Genomic DNA, 19,437 nt, shown 5'->3' with positions numbered 1-19,437 from the left:
AGAACGTGTAGGTGCAGTATCCGTGTCCGAGGTCGTAGTACTGCCATGGCGCGTCGCCACCGGCGGCGGCGCCGGCGGCGGCGCCGGCGGCGGCGGCATCACGGTCGATAAGGACCTCGATGGTGCGGACGTTGCGGGAGAAGTATCCGGCGTCGGTGTAGGCCCGCGTCAGCGTGGTGGGGCTGATTTTTGCGTAGTACTGGGTGGATTGCGGTGAGCGGTGGCCGAGCCAGGCTTGCAGCTCGAACAGGGTCATCGGTTCCTTGGCGTTGTAGAGCTGGCTGGCGATCGTCGATCGGGCCCGGTGGCTGGTGATGTTCCCTCGGACGTCGGCGGTCGGGACACCGGCCTTGTGACAGAGCATCGGGATGACCGTGTTGATGACGAAAGGACGAGGAGACCCGGCGGGCGCGGAAGGCGAACAGCAGGTCGACTCGCTCGCCGGTGCGGCGGTCGTGAAACTGCGGTTGTGAGGGTCGGAGGGTATGCCAGGTGTCGAGGGCCTGGCCGAGGATCGGGTCGGCCGGCTTGGTGAACGCGGTGCCGGTCTTGTGCGCGGGGACATCGAGCAGGCAGACCGCGTCACGCGCCAGCACCTGATCGGAGGCGCCGACGATGGGGGTGTCGTCGTGCTGCCACCGGATGCAGCCGACCCGCAGGCGGGCGATCTCGTCGCTGCGCAGTCCGGAGAACAACCAGGACAGTGTGATCGCGTGGACGAGTTCGAACGGGTAGAAGTTCCCGGATTGTGTCTCGGGGAGATCGGCGTGCGACAGATTCAGTCCCGCCCAGAGCAGCTTCGCCCAGATGTCGTCGGCAATTACCCGTGGGTTCGGGCCGAGTAGCGCGGTGATGCTGCGTGGAGTGGCCAGTGCGCGCCCAGGGTCGAAGCGTCGGGGCAGCCATTCCCATTCCTGACAGTCGGTGAAGAACCTCCGGATCGCCGCGAGGTGACCGTCCTTGGTCGAGGCCTGAAGCGGCTTGCCGATGCGCTCTTCGAGTCCGGTGGTGCGGTGCACGTAGTCGCCGACGTTCATCCGGTCCAGCGCGGCGACCCAGGTCGCGCAGGTCTGCCGGGTCCACGCCGTCGGATCGGCGGCGTCGGGATGCTCGGCTGCGATCCAGCGGCCGACCTTGAGCAGGCGGGACCGGACGTTGCCGCGTGCCCGCGGCGTCAATGTCGAGGTCGCGTACCAGCGGTCGACCCACCGCTGCCAGATCTGCGCACCGCCGGCCGCCCGAGCAGTGCCACGACCGGTCGTCGTGGGCGGCGGGTCACAGAATCCGAGAAGCATTCACCGCCCGCTGCACGGCATGCACAGCGTTCAGACGGGCGCCGCCGAGCAGTCCGTCACGGCGGACCCGCTCGAACAGGTCGGTGGTGAGGTCCTCGAGGTGCGGGCTGCGGTTGAGCAGGAACAGCTGGCAGGCCACCATCGGCAGCAGCGTGTCGTCGCCGTGTCCGAGCCGATAACCCCACTCGGCGAGCACCTTACGAAGCCGGGCGATCTCGCCGTCGACTCGGTCGCGCCCGAAGATCCGCCACGACAGGGTCAGGCGTTGGAAGCTGCCGAGCCGGTGGAACTCGGTGAAGGAGCCCAGCAGGTAGGCGTGCGCGGCGAGGTAGGGGCGGACCTCGTCGCCGGCCCAGGCGGGGTGCGTTCCGGTGGAACTCGGCCTGATCCCGGCCGAGCAGATGCACCCATTCCTGCGTGCTCCAGCCCCAGAAGGTCCGCTCCTTCTCGGCGCAGCGCACCAGCAGGACCGCGACGGCGTCGGCCATGGCGCGCCGCCGATGCGCGGTGGCCGGCGAATCCAGCGCTGCGTTGACCGTCTCCAGCGGTCGCAGCAGTCGTCCGATCACGTGCCAGCCGGGCGCGTTCGGATCGTGATACTGCAGCCGCCGCAGGTTGCGCACGCCGAGTTCACCGATGGCCCGGACCTCGTCGTCTCGGAGGTTGATAGTGGTGTCGAAGTGATGCGCGACGAGCGGTGAGCACCAACGTGATTCGGGGTCCAGATCGGGGTCCCCGACAGCGGCGCGGTCACTGTGGTGTTCCTGCGGTCGCGGCGTCCATGCCGGTGAGCATTCCGATGCGCCATGCGTGGATGTGGTCCATGCCGCGGCCGAGCTTGTCGGCCAGATCCCGTCCGGACAGGTGGATATATCGCAGCGTCGAGTCCGTGTGGCGATGCCCGGCGAACGTCGCGATCGCATGCAGCTCCCAGCCCATCCGGGCCAGATCCGTCAAACACAGATGCCGGGTGGTGTGCGTGGAGAACCGCGGAACATCGGCGGCCAAGGCAATCCGTCGCACCACCTTCGACCACGTCCACAGGCTCAGCGGCTGCGCGTGATTGCGGCGGGACTCCGACAGGAACAGCGATCCGCGTGCCCTGCTGAGTCTCGCCCGGTGCGCGAGATAGTCCGACAGCAGCACCCCGGTCGGAGCCGAGTAGGGCACGACCCGCTCGAGCCGGTTCTTCGTCGTCTCCGCCCGAATCCGCAGGGTGCGGTGGGCCGGGTCGAGATCGTCGGTACGCAGCGCGCACAGCTCCTCACGGCGCAGCGCGGCATCGTAGGCCAGCGCCAGCATCAGGCGGTTGCGGACCGGTTCCTCGGCGGCGACGGTCAGGATGTCCGCCCACTGCCACTCGGTGGGGATCCAGGGCAGCTTCGTCAACCGGGGCACCAACCCACGCTGATGGCCGCCACCGCGTCGGCCGGGTGTGAAACGGCCCCGGCCAACGGGATTGGACTCGCGCAGGCCCTCTTCCATGAGGTGGTCGTAGAACAGCCGCACCGGCACCAGCCGCTGCTGAATGGTGGCATTCGCCAGACTGGAACCGGAATCGAGCGCCACCACGTTCGCGCCACGGCGGCTGGGCCGGTCGGTCAACTCCCGCACATAGACGCCGACATGCGCCCGGCTCGCCGTGAGCGGGTCGACACCCTCCCGCTCGCACATCTCCAGGTACTCGGCAAGCCCCCGGGCGTAGGCGTCGATCGTCCGAGGCGCCCTCCCGAGATCGGTCCACACCCGCAGCCACCAGGCCGCCTGCACATGCCGGCCCAGCACCGGCCACTTCTCCTCCAACACCACCGTGCCGCTCAAGCCGTCTCCTCAGTTCGTGGTCAACACCGAGGAGACATGATCATCCCCACGGCCAGATTCCACGTAACTTTTAAGATGCTCAAACGGCAGATGTACGGGCGAGCCAACTTCGACCTACTCCGCAAACGCGTCATCCACGCCGGATAGTCAAGCGCCCCATAGTAATCACGAAAATTGCGCCGGATCCACTTTCTCATGGCCACGGACACGCCAGGCAGCCAAACCGAAGAGCTACGCGTTTCGCACAATCAACGTTGTGCGTAACGCGAACCTGAGAAGCATTGCGAGATAGAACGGGGATAACAATCTGTTGGGGCTCCAATGAGCGACCATGGCGAAAGGAAGTTGATTCCACCAACTCCCGCGCTCAAGGTGGCAGCCGACACTACTTTCGTCGGTGCCTGCATGATCCTGGATCCACCGATGTGGTGTCGGGGTAGGTGAGTCGAAACGGCGAGATGCCCTTGCGTGCTGAAAGAATTGGACTTCTCACAGAACCAGTTCGATCGACACGAAGGGCATCTCTAGGGTGCAACTATCTCATACCCGACCGGTGACGGCCGCGGCGTTCGATGACCGCAACCTCCTCGCGTCGGCCGGCCTGGTTCCGGTGCTGGGGCTGGCACACCTGTGCGGCTTGGAAGCCTTGGCGGATGAGTATGTGTCGGTGCCGACCGACAAGGGCGCGCATCCGGGCCGGAAGGTGTCTTCGCTGGTGGCGGGCATGGTCGCCGGCGCCGACAGCATCGATGACATGGCACTGTTGCGGCACGGCGCCATGCCCACGGTCTTCGACCGCCCGTACGCCCCGTCGACGCTGGGCTCGTTCCTGCGTGAGTTCACCTTCGGACACGTCCGCCAACTCGACGCCGTCGCCGCCCGATTCCTGCAAGGCCTGGACGAACGAACACCGCTGATCGGTGGGCCCGAAGTCGGTGGGCGGGTGCTGCTCGACCTCGACGACACCATCGTCCCGGTGCACGGGCACCGGAAGCAGGGCGCCGGCTACGGATACACCGGGATCCGCGGGTTGAACGCGCTGATCGCCACCGCCACCACCGACGGGCGGGCACCGGTGATCGTCGGCCAACGCCTGCGCCGCGGTGGCTGCGGATCCCCACGCGGGGCATCCCGGATGGTCCGCGACGCCCTCGCCACACTCGGTCGTCTGCGCCCGCAGGTGTCGCCGGGGTCTGTGCTGGTGCGGGCCGACTCAGCCTTCTACGGGCACCCGACCGTGTCCGCGGCACTGCGCGGCGGCGCCGACGTCTCGGTCACGGTGCGGATGACCGCGACGGTGAAAGCGGCGATCGCTGCCATCGACGAGGATGCGTGGACCCCGATCGAGTACACCGACGCCGTCTACGACGAACAGACCGGCCGGTGGATCTCCCGCGCCGAGGTCGCCGAGATCGACTTCACCGCGTTCACCCGCCTCGCCTCCGAGCGGACACCGGGCCGGTTGGTGGTGCGCCGCATCCCCGACCTGCGGGAAAACACCGATGGGCAGGGCTCACTGTTCGACACCTGGCGGTTCCACGCGTTCTTCACCACCACCGACCCGGCCGTCCTGGACACCGTGGCCGCGGACAAGGTCCACCGCGGGCACGCGATCATCGAGCAGGTCCACGCCGACCTGAAGAACTCCGCGCTCGCGCACCTGCCCTCGGGACGGTTCGCCGCCAACAGTGCCTGGCTGGTACTCGCGGTGATGGCGTTTGGGCCTCACCCGCGCCACCGCCACCATCACAGGCGCACGGCTGGCCAGGGCGACGACCGCCACCATCCGCTGCACCCTGATATCTGTCCCGGCCCGGATCGCGTCCTCGGCCCGCCGCCTCACCTTGCACCTGCCCCGGGACTGGCCCTGGGAAGCCGAATGGACACGCCTGTTCGCCTCCACCCGGCGACGAAAACCGCAGGCCACCTATCCCGCCCGGCCTCCTCCGGTCCCGACCCGAAAACCCTAGTGGACAACCCGACACATCGGTCGGGCGATCACCCACGTCCCGACAGCCCATCAACGGCCGCAACCGAACCCATCAACCGACCCGCCCCTATCGGTGGATCCAGGATAAGCCGAGGATCGGATAGAGGAAACCGACGACGCCGTCACCCGCCACCTATAGTCGAATGATTATTCATCAGCCATAGTCGGAGAGGGAACCCCGTCGGTCCCGCGTCACGCGGACCGCTTGTTTAGACGGAGTATCCGCCGTCGACCCGTATGGTCTGACCCGTGACATAGGTGGACTGGGGTCCCGCAAGGAATGCCACCACATCGGCCAACTCTTCCGGGGATCCGAATCGCCGAAGCGGAGTCGCGCGAGTCGCCGCTTCGAGTGCTCGTTTGTCGTATTCGCCGCTCTCGATAAGATCTTCCAAGAGGCCGGCCTGAATGACGCCGACACCGACACAATTCGCTCGAACCCCGTACTTGCCTTCCTCTGCAGCGATCGCGCGCACCACCTGCTCTACGGCACCCTTGGGAGCTGCGGACAACAGATCCCGCGTAGCGTAGCGAAGCAATGCGGTTGTGACCAGGCATACCACCGAGCCTCGGCTCGCTCGCAAAGGCTCGATCGCTGGATGCAGAAGATTGAAGCACGCCGCGGCATCCCGCTGTAGCTGTTCCGCAAACAATTCGGGCTCGATCTGGGCGGTGTAGCGCATGGGTATCTGAGGGCCTGCCGCGTACACCACCGCGTCGAGTCGCGGCAAACCGCGCACCAAGGCGCGGGTACTCTGCGCGTCAGTCAGATCGACCTGATGCACCCATGCCTTCGCTCCCTGCTCTCGCACCGCTTCTGCGGTGCGCTCAGCGGCCTCCGCGTTTCGGCGGTAGGTCAATGCAACGTCGTAGCCGTCTCGGGCCAACGCACGACAGATAGCAGATCCGATTCCGCCGCTACCACCGGCGACGAGTACCGTCCGCTCTCCGGATCCGATCTTTCCAAGGTCGTCCACTCTGTTCCTCCGCCTCGGCGTATCCGCCGTTGTTAGTTGTACTCGCGTAACCGGGCATATCCCGTGACTACGGGTTGCCCGGCCTGGTTGACAGTCACCAGGTCGAGATCGACCACCCTGCAACCCTCGTCGTCACTGACCGCCGTGATCGTGGCGGTAGCTGTCAGCGTGTCGCCGGGCCACACCTGACGCTGGAAGCGCACACCGAATCCGGTCAACTCGCCATCGACAATCCAATCGGTGAAGAGTTTCGCGGCAAGTCCCATGGTCAGCTGACCGTGGGCGATCACCGTGGGATACCCTGCAACCTCAACGGAGTAGACCTCATCGCTGTGCAGCGGGTTGAAGTCTCCCGACGCGCCGGCGTACATCACAATCTGGGTTCTCGAAAGATCCCGTACTACAATCGATTCACGCGTGTCACCTACGGACAGCTCAGAAATTTTCGTGGACATGCTGTTCCTCACTCCTCAACGGTGCGCTCGGTAACAACGCGAACCCGTCGCGCCGTGACGGCGAGCTCGCCGCGCTGATTCACGAAGCGGGTGACCTCCTCGGAGAACTTCAACATTCCCCCACGCCGGCTTTCCTTCTCCCACGAGTCACCCAACTCCCGATCGACACGCAGCACATCGCCGGGGCGGAGCGGCACATGATATTCATAGTGCTGCTCGGCATGAAGACTTGTTCCCCCACCCGAAGACACCGGCGCCGTCCCCGGGCCTCGCCCCGAGCCGTTCCACTCCACCCCCACCCGGGGACGGTAGGGCCAGTCCGGGTCGAATTGTGCTGCTGCCGCAACAAATGTCGGTGGTGCCGTGATTCCGCCACGACGGCGAGTTTCCTCGTCGCTCTCGTCGTAATAGACAGGGTTGTCATCACCCAAGGCACGAGCGAACATCATGATGTGGCCGGCCTCAATGGGAAAGCTGAATCCGCCCTCGGACTGATCGGCTACGACTGTCTTCGCTTCGCTTCGCTCATTCTCCGCAGACATCAGCTCCGCGCCCCGTCCTGCACTCGAGGCTCACGCGGAAGCCCAAGTGTATTTTCACCGATGATGTTGCGCTGGACTTCACTCGTACCTGCATAAATCGTCCCTGAGTGCGCGGCCAAAAAGACGTCCTGCCAGGCGTCGACGGCATAGCCGGGGTCGTCCGGTCGAACGAGGGCTGCAGTGCCTGCGATCTCAAGAGCGATCGCGCCTAGACGGAGGTGATATTCGCTCCATCCGAGCTTCCAGGTCGACATCTGCCGACCCGGATTTCTTCCGGCGGCGACTTCTGCGACAGTCCGCATCCAGCTGCTGCGCAAGATCGTCACCTGTGTTTTCGCCCACGCGAGTTCTCGACGCACCGTTGGGTCTTTGTGCCTACCGTTGCTCCGCGCGAGTTGCACCAACTGCTCAAGTTCCCGCTCGCGCGCCTGGAGCAGCATCGTCGTCGCGCGCCCAGCGGCCGCCCGCTCGAATCCGAGGGTGGATTGCACGACTTGCCAGCCTTTGCCCAATCCGCCGATTACGCCCGAGAGTGGCGCCACTGTCCCGTCGAAGAAAACTTCGGCGAACTCCTCGGCACCGGTGATCTGGCGAATGGGGCGGACTTCGATGCCGTTCGATCCGGGTGTGAATTCTGTGATCACGTAGGACAGCCCTCGGTGCTTCGTCGCGCTGGGATCTGTCCTGCACAGGACGAAGATCATATTGGCGATGGCGAAACGAGAGGTCCATACCTTCTGACCGGTGATCGTCACAGAGTCGTCATTCACTACGCCGCGGGTCTTTGCCGACGCAAGGTCCGATCCCGAACCCGGCTCGGAGAAACCCTGGCAGTATCGGTGCTCGCCGGAGATGATCCGAGGCAGGTAGTAGTCCTTCTGCTCGTCCGTTCCGTGCAGGATGATCGATGGTCCAACCATCGACTCGCCCTGAACCCGATCGACCCGAGGTAGTCCCGCCTGGTAAAAAACCTCGTCCAACGCGGTCATCTGCGGCGCTTTCCAACCACGACCGCCGTACTCCTCCGGCCACGCCGGACAAACCAGACGAGCTTCCAGACAGCGCTGTTCCCACTCTTTGAACAGTGGGTCTTCCTGTGCTCGAGCGAGTTCCTCTTCGCCCTGCAGACTGCCCGCCGACCCGGGGAGGTCAGCTCGGAGTCTCCAATCGATCAACTCCCGCAGCCCCTTTGGCGCATTCTTCGCTACCCACTGCTGCAGTTCGACCCGCAGAGTGTCCACAGATCCGTCGAGATCGGTCATCGCTGCACCTCGAGGAGGCTTACACCGGCATCGTCCTGTCCCAGGGGTGGACACGAGTAGCCTGCGAGGGCTTGAACTGTGCGTGAGACACTGGGGCGGCCGAGGTGTTCAGCCATCCACAGGCTCGTCGAGACTAGCGCGTGAAGATCTACACCGGTCTCGATACCCAGACCGTGCAGCATCCACACGAGGTCCTCCGTCGCGAGGTTTCCTGCTGAACTCTCCGCGAAAGGGCACCCCCCGAGTCCACCGGCCGAGCTGTCGATCGTGCGAACTCCACAGTGGAGGGCCGCCAGCACATTTGCCAATGCCTGCCCGTATGTGTCATGGAAGTGCACGGCGATGGCCTCGATACCGATTCCCGAGTCGACCAACGCACCAATCAGCTCGGTAACATGCCCCGGCGTACCTACTCCGATGGTGTCGCCGAGTGCCAGTTGAGTGCAGCCGAGTGCCATCATCCGACCGGCGAGGGCGACCACATTGTCGATCGGCACCTCGCCTTCCCACGGGTCTCCGCAGCACATTGAGACGTAACCACGAACACGGACACCCTCCTCCCGCGCCATCGCAACTACTGGTGCGAACATTTCGATCGACTCATCGATGCTGCGGCCGAGGTTGCGCTGAGAGAAGGTCTCGGTGGCGCTACCGAAGATCGCGATATCACCCACCCCCCGACCGAGTGCACGTTTCAGCCCGCTGACGGTGGGTACGAGGACGGGGTACCGCAGATCCGAACCCAAGTCGAGACCGTCGAGGACGGCCTCGGCATCGGCCAGTTGTGGGACCCGCCCCGGGTGTACGAACCCAGCGGCTTCAATCGTGTTCAGGCCCGCTCCGGCGAGCCGCTCGATGAACTCGATCTTGACCGATGTCGGGATCGTCTCCTTTTCGTTTTGCAACCCGTCTCTGGGGCCAACTTCGTAGATAGCGACCGCGTTCGGCAGACCCGCTGCCGGAACCTGGGTCGGGGTGTGCATCACCATGTTCGTCTCCACTCTCTCAACGGCTTCGAATCGCCGATGTGCCCGCATCCATCAACGTCACACCCCGAGGGATCGACCGATGATCTCTTTCATAATCTCGTTCGTACCGCCATAGATACGCTGCACTCGGGCGTCGACGAAAGCCCGCGCGATCGGGTACTCGCTCATATATCCATATCCACCGTGCAGCTGCAGGCATCTGTCTACGACACGGTTTTGCAGATCGCTACACCACCACTTTGCAACAGCAGCCTCCTCGGCACTGAGTTCGCCTGCATTGTGAGCCAACACGCACTTGTCCACGAACGTCGTCGCGATGAGGATCTCGGAATGCATCTCGGCGAGCGAGAATCTGCTGTTCTGGAATGACCCGACCTTCTGTCCGAATGCCGTGCGTTCCTTCGTATATTCGAGAGTCAACTCGAGAGCTGCACGTGCTGCGGCAACGCTGATTGTCGCGATCGCCAAGCGCTCCTGCGGTAGATTCTGGGTCAGATAGTGGAATCCGGCTCCCTCCTCGCCGAGAAGGTTCGCAGCCGGAACACGGGCGTTCTCGAAGAAGAGTTCTGCAGTATCCTGCGCATGCATTCCGATCTTCTCGAGCCGGCGGCCGCGGGTGAAGCCGACCTGAGAACGCTCGACGACGATGAGGCTCAAACCACCGGTTCGCTTGGACGGATCCGTTTTCGCGACAACAATGACAATGTCGGCGTTGATTCCGTTGGTGATGAACGTCTTCGACCCGTTGAGGACGTAGTGCTCGCCGTCGCGAATCGCAGTCGCTCGCACCGCGCCCAGATCCGATCCGGTCCCTGGCTCGGTCATTGCGATCGCGGTGATCAGGTCGCCGGTCACGACCCCGGGCAGCCATCGCTCGCGCTGCTCCTCGTTTGCGCAGTGCAGCAGATAGGCGATCCCTGTGTCATTGTGTAATGACATGCCTAGGCCGGAGGCGTTCACCCCCGCGGCCTGCACTTCCTCGTGGATCACGTAGTTGTAGCGGAAGTCCGGTTCCCCGCCGCCGCCGTACTGTGTCGGCACGTCCATCCCGAGGAATCCGAGCTTTCCTGCCGCGTAAAACAGTTCACGAGGGACTATGCCGTCGCGTTCCCACTGCAGGTGGTAAGGAACCACCTCTTTGTCCAGGAATTGGCGGAAGCTTTCGCGGAACATCTCGTGCTCGGCATCGAAAATTGTACGTTTCATCAGCGAGCCGCCCAGGTGGAGCTACTCGAGCCGGTCATCAGATCACTCCGCGCTTACGCAGTGCACTGATGTCCTCTTCGCTGTAGCCGAGCTGCTCCAGCACACTGTCGGTGTGCTCACCGAGGGCTGGCGCCGGCTGTCCGATGTCGAAGGGCTGACCCGAGACCGGCGCCGGCCATCCGGTACTCCGGTACGGTCCGGCCACCGGATGGACCGACTCGTGCACAATCTCGCGAGCTCGCAGATGCGGGTCGGCCAACGTGTCATTCTTGGAGTTGGCCGGGCACAGCGGAATGTCGTGCTCGCGCGCGATGTCCATCCACTCGGCAACTGTCTTGGAGCGGAAGATCGGCGCGAGCTCGTCGAACAGATCCGCTCGGCCACCGTCGGCGAAGTCGACTGCGAAGGTGGTGTTCTTGACATCGATCAGATCTTGGCGTCCGACCGCGGAGCAGAAATTGTCCCAGAACTTGTGCTCGATCGCGGCCAGCAGAACCGCCTTACCGTCCTTGGTCTGGTAGTACGTGTACTTCGGTCGCCTCCGCGGGTCGAGGCCGACGGGCGGGGGCGGATTCCGGCGGTCGGTAATCTGGTCGTAGTTCCACGCCATGACTGCATCCAGGCTCTGGTTTGCGAGCACCGCATCGGCTCCGGCCGCGTCGATATATGCGCCCTCACCGGTTTTGTCTCGGTGACGCACTGCCGCGACTGTGGTCAGTGCCGCGTAGAGTGCGGTAGAAAGCGGACCGTCGATCGAGCCGGAGAAATACACGCCCTCAGGCGCCACAACCTCAGTCACCATACCTTCGTCGGACACATCGTACTGCGATTGCCCGGCGACAGCACCCATCATGTAGCCGTGCACGGGAATCTGGCTGTAGTCACCGCGCGCACCGAAACCGCTTGCTTGGGTGTAGATAATGTCCGGCTTGGCGGCCCTTTGCTCCGCGTACCCGATACCGAGCTTGTCACACGCATCGCCGGCAAATCCATCGACGAAGACGTCAGCGGTCCGAAGCAGTTCGAAGAAGATCTTTCGACCCTCGTCACTACGGAGGTCGAGCTCGACGCTGCGCTTATTGCGGTTACACAACAGATGGAAGACGCTGTTCTGCGGCGTGATGCGATCTCCCAGTTCGCGCAGGTAATCGCCCGTACCGGGTCGTTCTATCTTGATTACGTCTGCTCCCAGATCGCCGAGCAACCGGCTCGTCTGGTCGCCAGTGGGAAGCAATGCGCATTCGAGGACACGTATGCCCTCCAAGAGCCTGATCATACTTTTCTCCAGAGCTCCTCAACTGAGGGAAGGGACGGACGATAGCAGAATTCTAACCTAATCCAGATTAGGCTCTAATCTAATGACGAACCGCTGCAGGGTCAAGGCTTCGAATGCGAGGCTCGGCGACCCGGATCCGACGACCTCGCAGCATGGGCCCGCTACCGTGGTTTACATGGACTGTCGGCATGTACACATGCCGCACCACATGACAGTCCGCCTGGTCAGGTGACGCCCACTTACTCAACGGAGTCGGTATGCTGGTCGAATCCAATACAGATTCAATGCGAGGCGCGGAGTCCGTCGCCACAGCATCAAGAGAGCGATGGGGAGGGAATCATGAGTGGTGGACGAACCCGGCCAGGCAAGAAGGCCATGGCCACGCGGGCACGGATCCTAGACTCTGCAGCACACACCTTCCGCACAAAGGGGTACGCGGGTACGCGATTGTCCGACGTGGCCGCCGCGGCAGACACACAGGCCGGGAGTCTGTACTACCACTTCCCCTCACGTGAAGAACTGGTCGAGGAGGTCCTCAGAGTCGGCCAAGAACGCACGAGTGGCTACGTCAGACGTCGCGTCGCGGCCCTCTCCGATGACGCTTCTTGCCTCGATCGCCTACGGGAAGCGATCGACGCTCATCTGGACTCCACGCTCGAGAGCGGCGACTACACGGCAGCGACGATCAGGATCATCGGACAGGTGCCCGAGGAGATCCGTAAGCGTCGTCTCCATGAGCAACGCGAGTACGGCCTATTCTGGCGCGGACTGGTCAACGACGCTCACGAGTCGGGCGAAATCCGGACCGACCTCGACAGTTCAGTACTGCGCATGCTCCTGCTCGGCGCGATGAACTCCGTCCCCGACTGGTTTCGACCGCGCCGAGACGGCCTGTCTGCAGCAGCGTTCAAGCAGCAATTCGAGTCCTTGTTCCTCGAAGGTCTCGCCATCACGAAATCGAGCGGACTCCGGCCATTGGACGGCGAACTAGAGGCCGTCAAATCCGCGGAGTCGACCGTACTCCTGAGCGCGGAGCGCCAGGACGACATGGCAGACGGTGCGAAACGGATACTGGACGGTGCCGCAAAAGTGTTCCGCCAGAACGGCTATGCCGGGACACGTCTGGCGGATGTCGCGGCGGCGGCGGGCATTCAGACCGGGAGCATGTACTACTACTTCGACTCCCGTGAGCACCTCGTCCGCGAATTGCTGCTCGCCGCCTGGAAACGGACCGACGATCTTGCCCGCACGAGTGTCAATGCGCTGCCAGCGACCGCTTCAGCGCTCGAAAGGTTCTCCACAGTTCTTACCGCCCACCTACTCTCGGTACTTCGGAGCAGCATGTACACGTCAGCGCTAGTCCGAATCCTCGGACAGATCTCCGACGTGGTGCGTGAACAGACCGTCGCTAACCAGCGGGCCTACCTGGACTACTGGCGTGGACTCCTGAACGAAGCGATCACCGCAGGCGAGGTCCGTGACGACCTCGACCCCATGGTTGTCACCATGTTGATGACAGGCGCTCTCAACTGGACAGTCGAGTGGTACAGCGCTGATGGAGACCTGAACCCTGAACAACTCGCGATCCAGTTTTCGACACTTGTCTTCGACGGCATCGCAGGTGAACTGACGTCCGCCAAGATCAGCGCCGCTACTGCGTAAGGGGGTTGGTCCAGCGAGCCTTCGGTAGGCAATTGGTTCATCCAGGGCAGGGCGCGCCTTGCCGCCTGGGGTGATGGTTGATCCTGGAGCTAAATGCAATTCCTGGGGACGTTGGAATGCCGACGCGACTTGCCGCCGATTCCGGTTTGGATCGGTGGCGATTGTAGTGATAGAGCCAGGACTGGTAGGTCGCCGAGCGGACCTCATCGGACAGATACTTCTCGGCGTACGCCCACTCGGCGGCCAAGGTGCGATTGAAGCGCTTGACCATCCCATTGGGCTGCGAGAACGCCAAACACCGCTACGCCCGGCTTGTTGTGTCGGTTGTTCTTATCCGATAGCGGCGCAAGGCCGCTTCGACGGTGGATCGGGCCAGATGCAGGTAGTAGCCGATGCGGTGCGGCCCCAGCTGCGGGTGAACCGCAGCCAAACGATCCGCCGTTCGGTTCGCGACGCGGTGCGGCGCGGTGCGGGCCGTGGTGTGGACGGAACGAGCGGTCCTGCATCGCCTCATCGCCCACCTTTTCGATGACGGCCGGCCCATTTCTTGGCGGTTGCCGGTGAGCATTGGAAACCGATCGGCGGCACGGAGCCAGGCCTCCGATTATGCCGTGGCGACGTGGTATGCAAGTCCTGTTGAGTCATTCGACTGTTCCCGTTCCGCCAGGGGCGACGGGTTTGATAAATTCCTGTTTGATCCCGAGTTCGGCCCCGTTCGCCTCCTATACCGGCCCTGATCGAGGTGTTCTCCGGCGTCGTGGTCCGGGCGTCGACGCAGGCAGCGGCCACGCTCGGGCACCAAGCTCTCTCGCGGTCGTGACGCCAGACATTCCGTGGTGGCGAGCCCGGAAGGATACTCGAGGACGACTCTCATGTTCTGCGCGGCCGACCGACACCCCGCATCGGCGCTCAGAGAAGTCGGTTCTCGAACCACCACAGGCCACTTCCGCCGGAATGCGTCCCCACTTGACCAGAGAGCCGCCGGCTAGCCCAGCACACCGTGATCGAATCCAGATTCAAATCATGGGACAGGGGCCGCGCTTCAAACCGGCCCCTACCTCGCGTTCGAATCTTGGTTCCCTTGTCGCGTAACCAGGATCCGAGTGACACTCAAGCACCGCTCTCTCGTGCTTTTGCCGCTGTGATTCCAGTGACAGGACGGCGTCAGCCGCGAAACCGCCGCCGCCTCACCACGGACAGCTGCGTCCGTCATTGCTACCTAACACGATTTAGATTAGATTCTAATCAAAATCTGATACACCACAAAGGAGCCACGTGAGCGGCCTCATTGCATACGGTGCGTACATACCGCATTATCGCCTGCGCGTAAAAGAAATCGGGTCGGTCCTAGGCGGGCCCGGCGGGCCCGGGTCTCGTTCGGTCGCCGCCTACGACGAAGACACGACGTCCATGGCCGTCGAGGCCGCCCGCATCGCCTTGCGCGGTCTCCCGGGGACCGTCGCGCCGGGGCGCGTGTACTTCGCCACCGCCAATCCTCCGTATCTCGACAAGACAAATGCTGCTGTCATCCACGCAGCACTCAGTCTTCCCGCGAGGGCGCTGGCAGTCGACCTCGGCGGGGCACCTCGATCGTCCATCGGCGCTGTTCTCGCCGCTGCCGAGTCGACGGAACCTGCTCTCGCGCTTCTCTCAGACGTACGAACCGGGTTGCCCGGAGGGGCCGACGAACGGCAGGGCGGTGATGCGGCGGCAGCACTCTTGTTCGGGGCAGGAACCGCTGATGCCCCGGTCATTGCCGAGCTCATTGCGCACGCCTCGATAACCGATGAATTCCTCGACCGCTGGCGGCTGCCCAGCGACACTACGTCGCGGGTATGGGAAGAGCGCTTCGGCGAACATGTGTACGCGCCCCTCGCAACTGATTCCTTCTCGGCAGCTCTCGACCAGGCAGAAATCGGCGCTGACCAGGTCGACCACCTTGTCGTGTGCGGACTGTCCCCAAAAGCGGTTCGGCAGTTCGCCGCATCGAGCGGCGCCGGTCCCGATGCCATCGCACCAGATCTCACCACGTCGATCGGCAACCCTGGAACTGCCCAGCCTGGCGTCCTGCTCGCTGACGTACTCGACCGCGCAACTCCGGGACAAACGATCGCGCTGGTTCTGCTTGCCGATGGCGCTTCCACCCTGATCCTGCGCACGACCGAACACCTCGCGAATCAGCTGGCCTCGACGCTGACGGTCGCCGAACAGATTGCGGCCGGTGACGACTCGCTGAGTTACGCTACCTACCTGTCATGGAAAGGAACTCTGCGCCGTGAGCCGCCCCGACGGCCGGAGCCGGAGGCACCGGCGGCGCCGCCGACCCACCGATCGGAGAAGTGGAAGTACAGCTTCCATGGGTCGCGTTGTGATCGGTGTCAGACCGTCAGTCTGCCGCCGGTTCGCGTCTGCTATGGCTGTGGCGCCATCGACGATGCGACCCTACAGCCGATGGCAGACGTTCCGGCCCGCGTGGCCACCTTCACCGTAGACCGGTTGGCCTATACCCCCAGCCCTCCAATGGTTGCCGTTGTAGTGGACTTTCACGGCGGTGGCCGCTTCCGCTGCGAACTGACGGACAGCAGCGAATCCCCGACGATCGGAGCCGCCGTCGAGATGACGTTCCGTCGGCTCATGACCTCCCACGGTGTTCACAACTATTTCTGGAAAGCCCGGCCGGCACGTCGCCAGACCAAGGAGAGCTGATATGGCTTCGCATGGAATTTGTGATCAAGTTGCCATCATCGGCATGGGGTGCACCACATTCGGTGAGCATTGGGACCGCTCGGCCGACGACTTGATTCTCGACGCCGTAAGTTCGACGACCGCTAGCGCCGGCGTAGCACTGGAGGACGTTGATGCCTTCTGGCTGGGAACCTACCTGTCCGGGGTTTCAGGGCTGAGCCTGAGCAGACCATTGCGGCTACGTGGAAAACCAGTAACCCGCGTCGAGAATATGTGCACGACCGGATCGGAGGCACTGCGCAATGCGTGTTACGCCGTAGCAAGTGGCGCCTACGACATGGCTATGGCGGTCGGAGTAGAAAAGCTCAAGGACTCGGGCTATTCAGGACTACTCAGACATTCGATTCCGTCCGACGCCACAGGCGGAACCCTCGGAACAACCACTGCACCAGCAAATTTCAGCCTACTCGGTCCAGCCTATGCCGAGAAGTACGGTGTGGACAGTGACGAACTCAAGACTGTCCTGACCAGGATCGCATGGAAGAATCACCGCAACGGGGCCTCCAATCCGCGCGCGCAGTTCCGCAAGGAGGTGTCGCTCGAGACCATTTCCCGTTCGCCCTTGGTTGCGGGACAACTCGGGATCTTCGATTGTTCGGGTGTGTCGGACGGTGCGTCGGCGGCTATTGTGGTCCCAGCAAAGGACGCTCATCGGTATACCGACAATCCCCTCTACGTAAAAGCGTTGTCTCTGGTGTCGGGTGCCGCTGACGGCAACGTCGACCCCGGATACGACTTCACCTCGTTTCCCGAGGTAGTCGCTTCGGCGCGCAACGCCTATGCCGAAGCGAGTGTGGTCGATCCGCGTACCGAGATCGCGATGGCGGAGGTTCACGACTGTTTTACAGTCACTGAACTCGTGCTGATGGAAGATCTCGGCTTCGTTGACCGCGGAACTGCCTGGAAGGCAGTACTTTCCGGCACCTTCGATCTCGACGGAGAGCTTCCAGTCAATCCCGACGGCGGCCTTAAGGCATTCGGGCACCCCGTGGGTGCGAGCGGTCTGCGAATGTTGTTCGAGTGCTGGCTGCAATTGCGTGGCGAGGCCCCGGAGGACCGCCGCATCGGCACTCTCGTTGAGGGAAAGAAGCTGGGGCTGACCCACAACCTCGGCGGTGGACCCGGTGAGTGCGTGTCGTTCGTCTCGATCGTCGGAACCGAACTAAATTCCTGATCCCCCGACCATCAATATGGAGGTCTCACATGCGTGACGCCGTTGTCGTCGAAGCCCTACGAAGCCCGGTCGGGAAAAGGAAAGGAGGGCTCGCCGACACACATCCAGCCGATCTCAGCGCGGTGGTCCTCACTGCGCTCGCCGAGCGAACCGGCCTCGATGCCGCTATCATCGACGATGTCGTGTGGGGCTGCGTCGGTCAGGTTGGAGAACAGACCGGTGACATCGCCCGAACCGCAATCCTTTCCGCCGGGTGGCCAGAGCATGTACCCGGTGTGACAATCGACCGGCAGTGCGGCTCGTCTCAACAGGCAATTCACTTCGCCGCTGCGGGTGTAATCGCGGGGCACTACGAGTTCGCGGTAGCTGGCGGTGTCGAATCGATGTCACGGGTGACGATGGGACTGGCATTCACGCTCGGTGGTGACCCGTTCTCGGGTGACGGATGGCAGAGCCGGTACGGTGCCACCGCCAATCAGGGTGTGGGTGCCGAAACAGTTGCGAACCTCTGGAATCTGTCCCGCAACCAGCTCGACGAGTACGCACTTCGGTCGCACGCCCGCGCTGCCGTCGCTCAGGACGAGGGCGCCTTCGATGAGCAAATTGTTCCGGTCTATACCCCGACCGGTGTCGTCGCCCGCGACGAAGGAATCCGACGCGGCGGTACCGCGGAGGCACTGGCCACCCTCCGACCCGCCTTCACCGAGGACGGAGTCATCCACGCGGGCAATTCGTCACAGATCTCCGACGGTGCAGCAGCATTGATGGTTACCACGAGCGAGAACGCCCGACAGCATGGCCTCACACCACTCGCCAGGGTTCACACTGCCGTTGTGACCGGATCCGATCCGATGATTATGCTGACCGGGCCGATTCCCGCCACCAAGAAGGCGCTCAAGACAAGCGGACTCTCGCTCTCGGACATCGGCGCCTTTGAGATCAATGAGGCATTCGCCCCGGTACCGCTCGCGTGGGCGAGCGACTTCGACGCCGATCAGAACAAGCTCAATCCGCTGGGCGGCGCGATCGCACTCGGGCATCCCGCGGGTGGGTCGGGAGCACGCATCGCAACAACGCTGATACACCACATGCGAAACCACGGAATCAAATACGGGCTCCAATCGATGTGCGAAGGCGGCGGCCAAGCCAATGCGACCATCTTCGAGCTTCTCTGATCACTCGATCGCATCGATGGACCAGTTGACCACGAAGGGAACAATACGATGGAGATTCAAGGCAAATCAGCAATTGTGACTGGTGGAGCGGGCGGTCTCGGCGAGGCGACGGTCCGTCGTCTCGTCAGTGACGGTGCCCGCGTCATCATCGCCGACCTGTCCGAAGAGAAGGGCGAAAAGCTCGCCGCCGACCTGGGCAGTGCCGCTAGGTTCGTTCGGACCGACGTGACCGACGATGCCTCCGTTGCTGCCGCTGTCGCGGCCGCAACCGAACTCGGCGAACTCCGCGTCGCGGTCAATGCTCACGGCGGTCCCGTCGCACAACAGCGGATTCTAGGTAGGGACGGCTCGCCGATGCCACAGAGGCTGTTCGACCGAACCATCGCGATCTACCTCTCCGGAACCTTCAACGTTCTACGCCAAACAGCTAGTGCAATGTCCGCGTTGCCACCGCTCGAATCGGGAGTCCGCGGGCTCGTCGTCGACACGGCAAGCATTGCTGCCTTCGAAGGCCAAGTCGGCCAGTCGGACTACAGCGCCGCGAAGGGTGGCGTCGTCGGCCTCGGACTGGTCGCGGCGCGGGATCTGTCCGCGGTGGGAGTCCGTGTCGTGACCATCGCTCCCGGAACATTCTTTACGCCCGCATTTCAAATGGACGAAGCGCAGGCCGAAGAAACCTGGGGTCGCACGGTTCCGTTTCCGAAGAGAATGGGGCGAGCGACCGAGTACGCCGATCTGGTGTCATTCGTCGTCGGAAACGACTACATCAACGGCGAAACCATCCGAATAGATGGTGCCCAGCGATTCGGTCTCAAGTAGCATCGGCCTCATCGAGCGGTAGTGTAGCTCGATCTCCAGAATCGGAGCT

At 63.3% G+C, this 19,437-nt stretch carries 16 protein-coding genes and 2 pseudogenes; 7 read left to right on the top strand and 11 right to left on the bottom strand.

Going from position 1 to position 19,437, the window contains the following annotated elements; all coding sequences use genetic code 11:
- Window positions 1-98: 98 nt before the first annotated feature.
- A complete protein-coding gene (locus CBI38_RS40875; RefSeq protein WP_204165059.1) occupies window positions 99-1,295 on the bottom strand; it encodes a hypothetical protein in 1,197 nt (398 codons plus the stop codon).
- A complete protein-coding gene (locus CBI38_RS38675; protein WP_204165058.1) occupies window positions 1,276-1,491 on the bottom strand; it encodes a hypothetical protein in 216 nt (71 codons plus the stop codon). Before CBI38_RS38675 ends, CBI38_RS40875 begins: the two co-directional genes overlap by 20 nt.
- A 175-nt stretch (window positions 1,492-1,666) precedes the next feature.
- On the opposite strand from CBI38_RS38675, the gene CBI38_RS34660 reads away from it, so the two are divergent.
- Window positions 1,667-1,996, top strand: coding sequence for a hypothetical protein (locus CBI38_RS34660; RefSeq protein WP_109335936.1), 330 nt, complete (start codon window positions 1,667-1,669; stop codon window positions 1,994-1,996).
- 49 nt (window positions 1,997-2,045) lie between these two features.
- On the opposite strand, the gene CBI38_RS34655 is transcribed toward CBI38_RS34660, so the two are convergent.
- Window positions 2,046-3,116 (bottom strand): tyrosine-type recombinase/integrase, encoded by a 1,071-nt coding sequence (locus tag CBI38_RS34655; protein WP_109335935.1) that lies wholly within the window; start codon window positions 3,114-3,116, stop codon window positions 2,046-2,048.
- 529 nt (window positions 3,117-3,645) lie between these two features.
- On the opposite strand from CBI38_RS34655, the pseudogene CBI38_RS34650 reads away from it, so the two are divergent.
- Window positions 3,646-5,086 (top strand): annotated as a pseudogene (locus CBI38_RS34650) (IS1380 family transposase).
- Window positions 5,087-5,315: 229 nt separating this feature from the next.
- On the opposite strand, the gene CBI38_RS34645 reads toward CBI38_RS34650, so the two are convergent.
- Genes CBI38_RS34645 through CBI38_RS34615 form a run of 7 tightly spaced genes read right to left on the bottom strand, consistent with a single transcriptional unit; the run spans window position 5,316 to window position 11,813 of the window.
- Window positions 5,316-6,083 carry an SDR family NAD(P)-dependent oxidoreductase gene (locus CBI38_RS34645; RefSeq protein WP_109335934.1) on the bottom strand — a complete coding sequence of 256 codons (768 nt, stop codon included), beginning with the start codon at window positions 6,081-6,083 and terminating at the stop codon, window positions 5,316-5,318.
- 32 nt (window positions 6,084-6,115) lie between these two features.
- Window positions 6,116-6,538 (bottom strand): MaoC/PaaZ C-terminal domain-containing protein, encoded by a 423-nt coding sequence (locus CBI38_RS34640; protein ID WP_204165026.1) that lies wholly within the window; start codon window positions 6,536-6,538, stop codon window positions 6,116-6,118.
- Between the two features lie 8 nt (window positions 6,539-6,546).
- Window positions 6,547-7,080, bottom strand: a complete 534-nt coding sequence (locus CBI38_RS34635) for an FAS1-like dehydratase domain-containing protein (protein WP_109335932.1) — start codon at window positions 7,078-7,080, stop codon at window positions 6,547-6,549.
- Window positions 7,080-8,342 carry an acyl-CoA dehydrogenase family protein gene (locus tag CBI38_RS34630; protein WP_109335931.1) on the bottom strand — a complete coding sequence of 421 codons (1,263 nt, stop codon included), beginning with the start codon at window positions 8,340-8,342 and terminating at the stop codon, window positions 7,080-7,082. Before CBI38_RS34630 ends, CBI38_RS34635 begins: the two co-directional genes overlap by 1 nt.
- A complete protein-coding gene (locus tag CBI38_RS34625; RefSeq protein ID WP_418328364.1) occupies window positions 8,339-9,331 on the bottom strand; it encodes a hydroxymethylglutaryl-CoA lyase in 993 nt (330 codons plus the stop codon). The genes CBI38_RS34630 and CBI38_RS34625 overlap by 4 nt, the downstream gene beginning before the upstream one ends.
- 57 nt (window positions 9,332-9,388) lie before the next feature.
- Window positions 9,389-10,537 (bottom strand): acyl-CoA dehydrogenase family protein, encoded by a 1,149-nt coding sequence (locus CBI38_RS34620; RefSeq protein WP_016881750.1) that lies wholly within the window; start codon window positions 10,535-10,537, stop codon window positions 9,389-9,391.
- Window positions 10,538-10,574: 37 nt separating this feature from the next.
- On the bottom strand, window positions 10,575-11,813 hold the full coding sequence (locus CBI38_RS34615; protein ID WP_109335930.1) for a CaiB/BaiF CoA transferase family protein: 1,239 nt from the start codon (window positions 11,811-11,813) through the stop codon (window positions 10,575-10,577).
- A 339-nt stretch (window positions 11,814-12,152) separates the two neighbouring features.
- On the opposite strand from CBI38_RS34615, the gene CBI38_RS34610 reads away from it, so the two are divergent.
- Window positions 12,153-13,475, top strand: a complete 1,323-nt coding sequence (locus CBI38_RS34610; RefSeq protein ID WP_230990348.1) for a TetR-type transcription factor C-terminal domain-containing protein — start codon at window positions 12,153-12,155, stop codon at window positions 13,473-13,475.
- Between the two features lie 89 nt (window positions 13,476-13,564).
- Here CBI38_RS34610 and CBI38_RS39835 read toward each other — a convergent pair.
- Window positions 13,565-14,048: pseudogene (locus CBI38_RS39835) on the bottom strand (integrase core domain-containing protein); the annotation flags it as partial.
- A gap of 702 nt (window positions 14,049-14,750) precedes the next feature.
- Between CBI38_RS39835 and CBI38_RS34600 the strand changes: the two are divergent.
- The 4 genes from CBI38_RS34600 to CBI38_RS34585 are packed head-to-tail and all read left to right on the top strand — an operon-like array spanning window position 14,751 to window position 19,388.
- Window positions 14,751-16,181 (top strand): OB-fold domain-containing protein, encoded by a 1,431-nt coding sequence (locus CBI38_RS34600; RefSeq protein ID WP_029538842.1) that lies wholly within the window; start codon window positions 14,751-14,753, stop codon window positions 16,179-16,181.
- Window position 16,182: 1 nt separating this feature from the next.
- The gene (locus CBI38_RS34595) at window positions 16,183-17,394 is read left to right on the top strand and encodes an acetyl-CoA acetyltransferase (RefSeq protein ID WP_029538845.1); all 1,212 of its coding nucleotides are present in this window, start codon (window positions 16,183-16,185) and stop codon (window positions 17,392-17,394) included.
- A 29-nt stretch (window positions 17,395-17,423) separates the two neighbouring features.
- Entirely contained in the window at window positions 17,424-18,569 is a 1,146-nt protein-coding gene (locus CBI38_RS34590) for a thiolase family protein (protein WP_109335927.1), read from the top strand.
- Between the two features lie 48 nt (window positions 18,570-18,617).
- Window positions 18,618-19,388: an SDR family NAD(P)-dependent oxidoreductase gene (locus CBI38_RS34585; RefSeq protein ID WP_109335926.1), complete on the top strand. Its 771-nt coding sequence runs from the start codon at window positions 18,618-18,620 to the stop codon at window positions 19,386-19,388.
- The last annotated feature ends 49 nt before the right edge of the window (window positions 19,389-19,437 follow it).

The sequence above is a fragment of the Rhodococcus oxybenzonivorans genome, from assembly GCF_003130705.1.
Taxonomy (GTDB): Bacteria; Actinomycetota; Actinomycetes; order Mycobacteriales; family Mycobacteriaceae; genus Rhodococcus_F; species Rhodococcus_F oxybenzonivorans.
The sequence above is the reverse complement of the archived record's forward strand: the minus strand, read 5'-3'. Positions and strand labels throughout refer to the sequence as shown.

Bases quoted from the DNA above. Each gene is read 5' to 3' on its own strand.
- CBI38_RS40875 (WP_204165059.1), bottom strand. From the start codon at position 1,295: ATGCTTCTCGGATTCTGTGACCCGCCGCCCACGACGACCGGTCGTGGC.
- CBI38_RS34640 (WP_204165026.1), bottom strand. From the start codon at position 6,538: ATGTCCACGAAAATTTCTGAGCTGTCCGTAGGTGACACGCGTGAATCG.
- CBI38_RS34635 (WP_109335932.1), bottom strand. From the start codon at position 7,080: ATGTCTGCGGAGAATGAGCGAAGCGAAGCGAAGACAGTCGTAGCCGAT.
- CBI38_RS34630 (WP_109335931.1), bottom strand. From the start codon at position 8,342: ATGACCGATCTCGACGGATCTGTGGACACTCTGCGGGTCGAACTGCAG.
- CBI38_RS34625 (WP_418328364.1), bottom strand. From the start codon at position 9,331: ATGGTGATGCACACCCCGACCCAGGTTCCGGCAGCGGGTCTGCCGAAC.
- CBI38_RS34620 (WP_016881750.1), bottom strand. From the start codon at position 10,537: ATGAAACGTACAATTTTCGATGCCGAGCACGAGATGTTCCGCGAAAGC.
- CBI38_RS34615 (WP_109335930.1), bottom strand. From the start codon at position 11,813: ATGATCAGGCTCTTGGAGGGCATACGTGTCCTCGAATGCGCATTGCTT.
- CBI38_RS34610 (WP_230990348.1), top strand. From the start codon at position 12,153: ATGAGTGGTGGACGAACCCGGCCAGGCAAGAAGGCCATGGCCACGCGG.
- CBI38_RS34595 (WP_029538845.1), top strand. From the start codon at position 16,183: ATGGCTTCGCATGGAATTTGTGATCAAGTTGCCATCATCGGCATGGGG.
- CBI38_RS34590 (WP_109335927.1), top strand. From the start codon at position 17,424: ATGCGTGACGCCGTTGTCGTCGAAGCCCTACGAAGCCCGGTCGGGAAA.
- CBI38_RS34585 (WP_109335926.1), top strand. From the start codon at position 18,618: ATGGAGATTCAAGGCAAATCAGCAATTGTGACTGGTGGAGCGGGCGGT.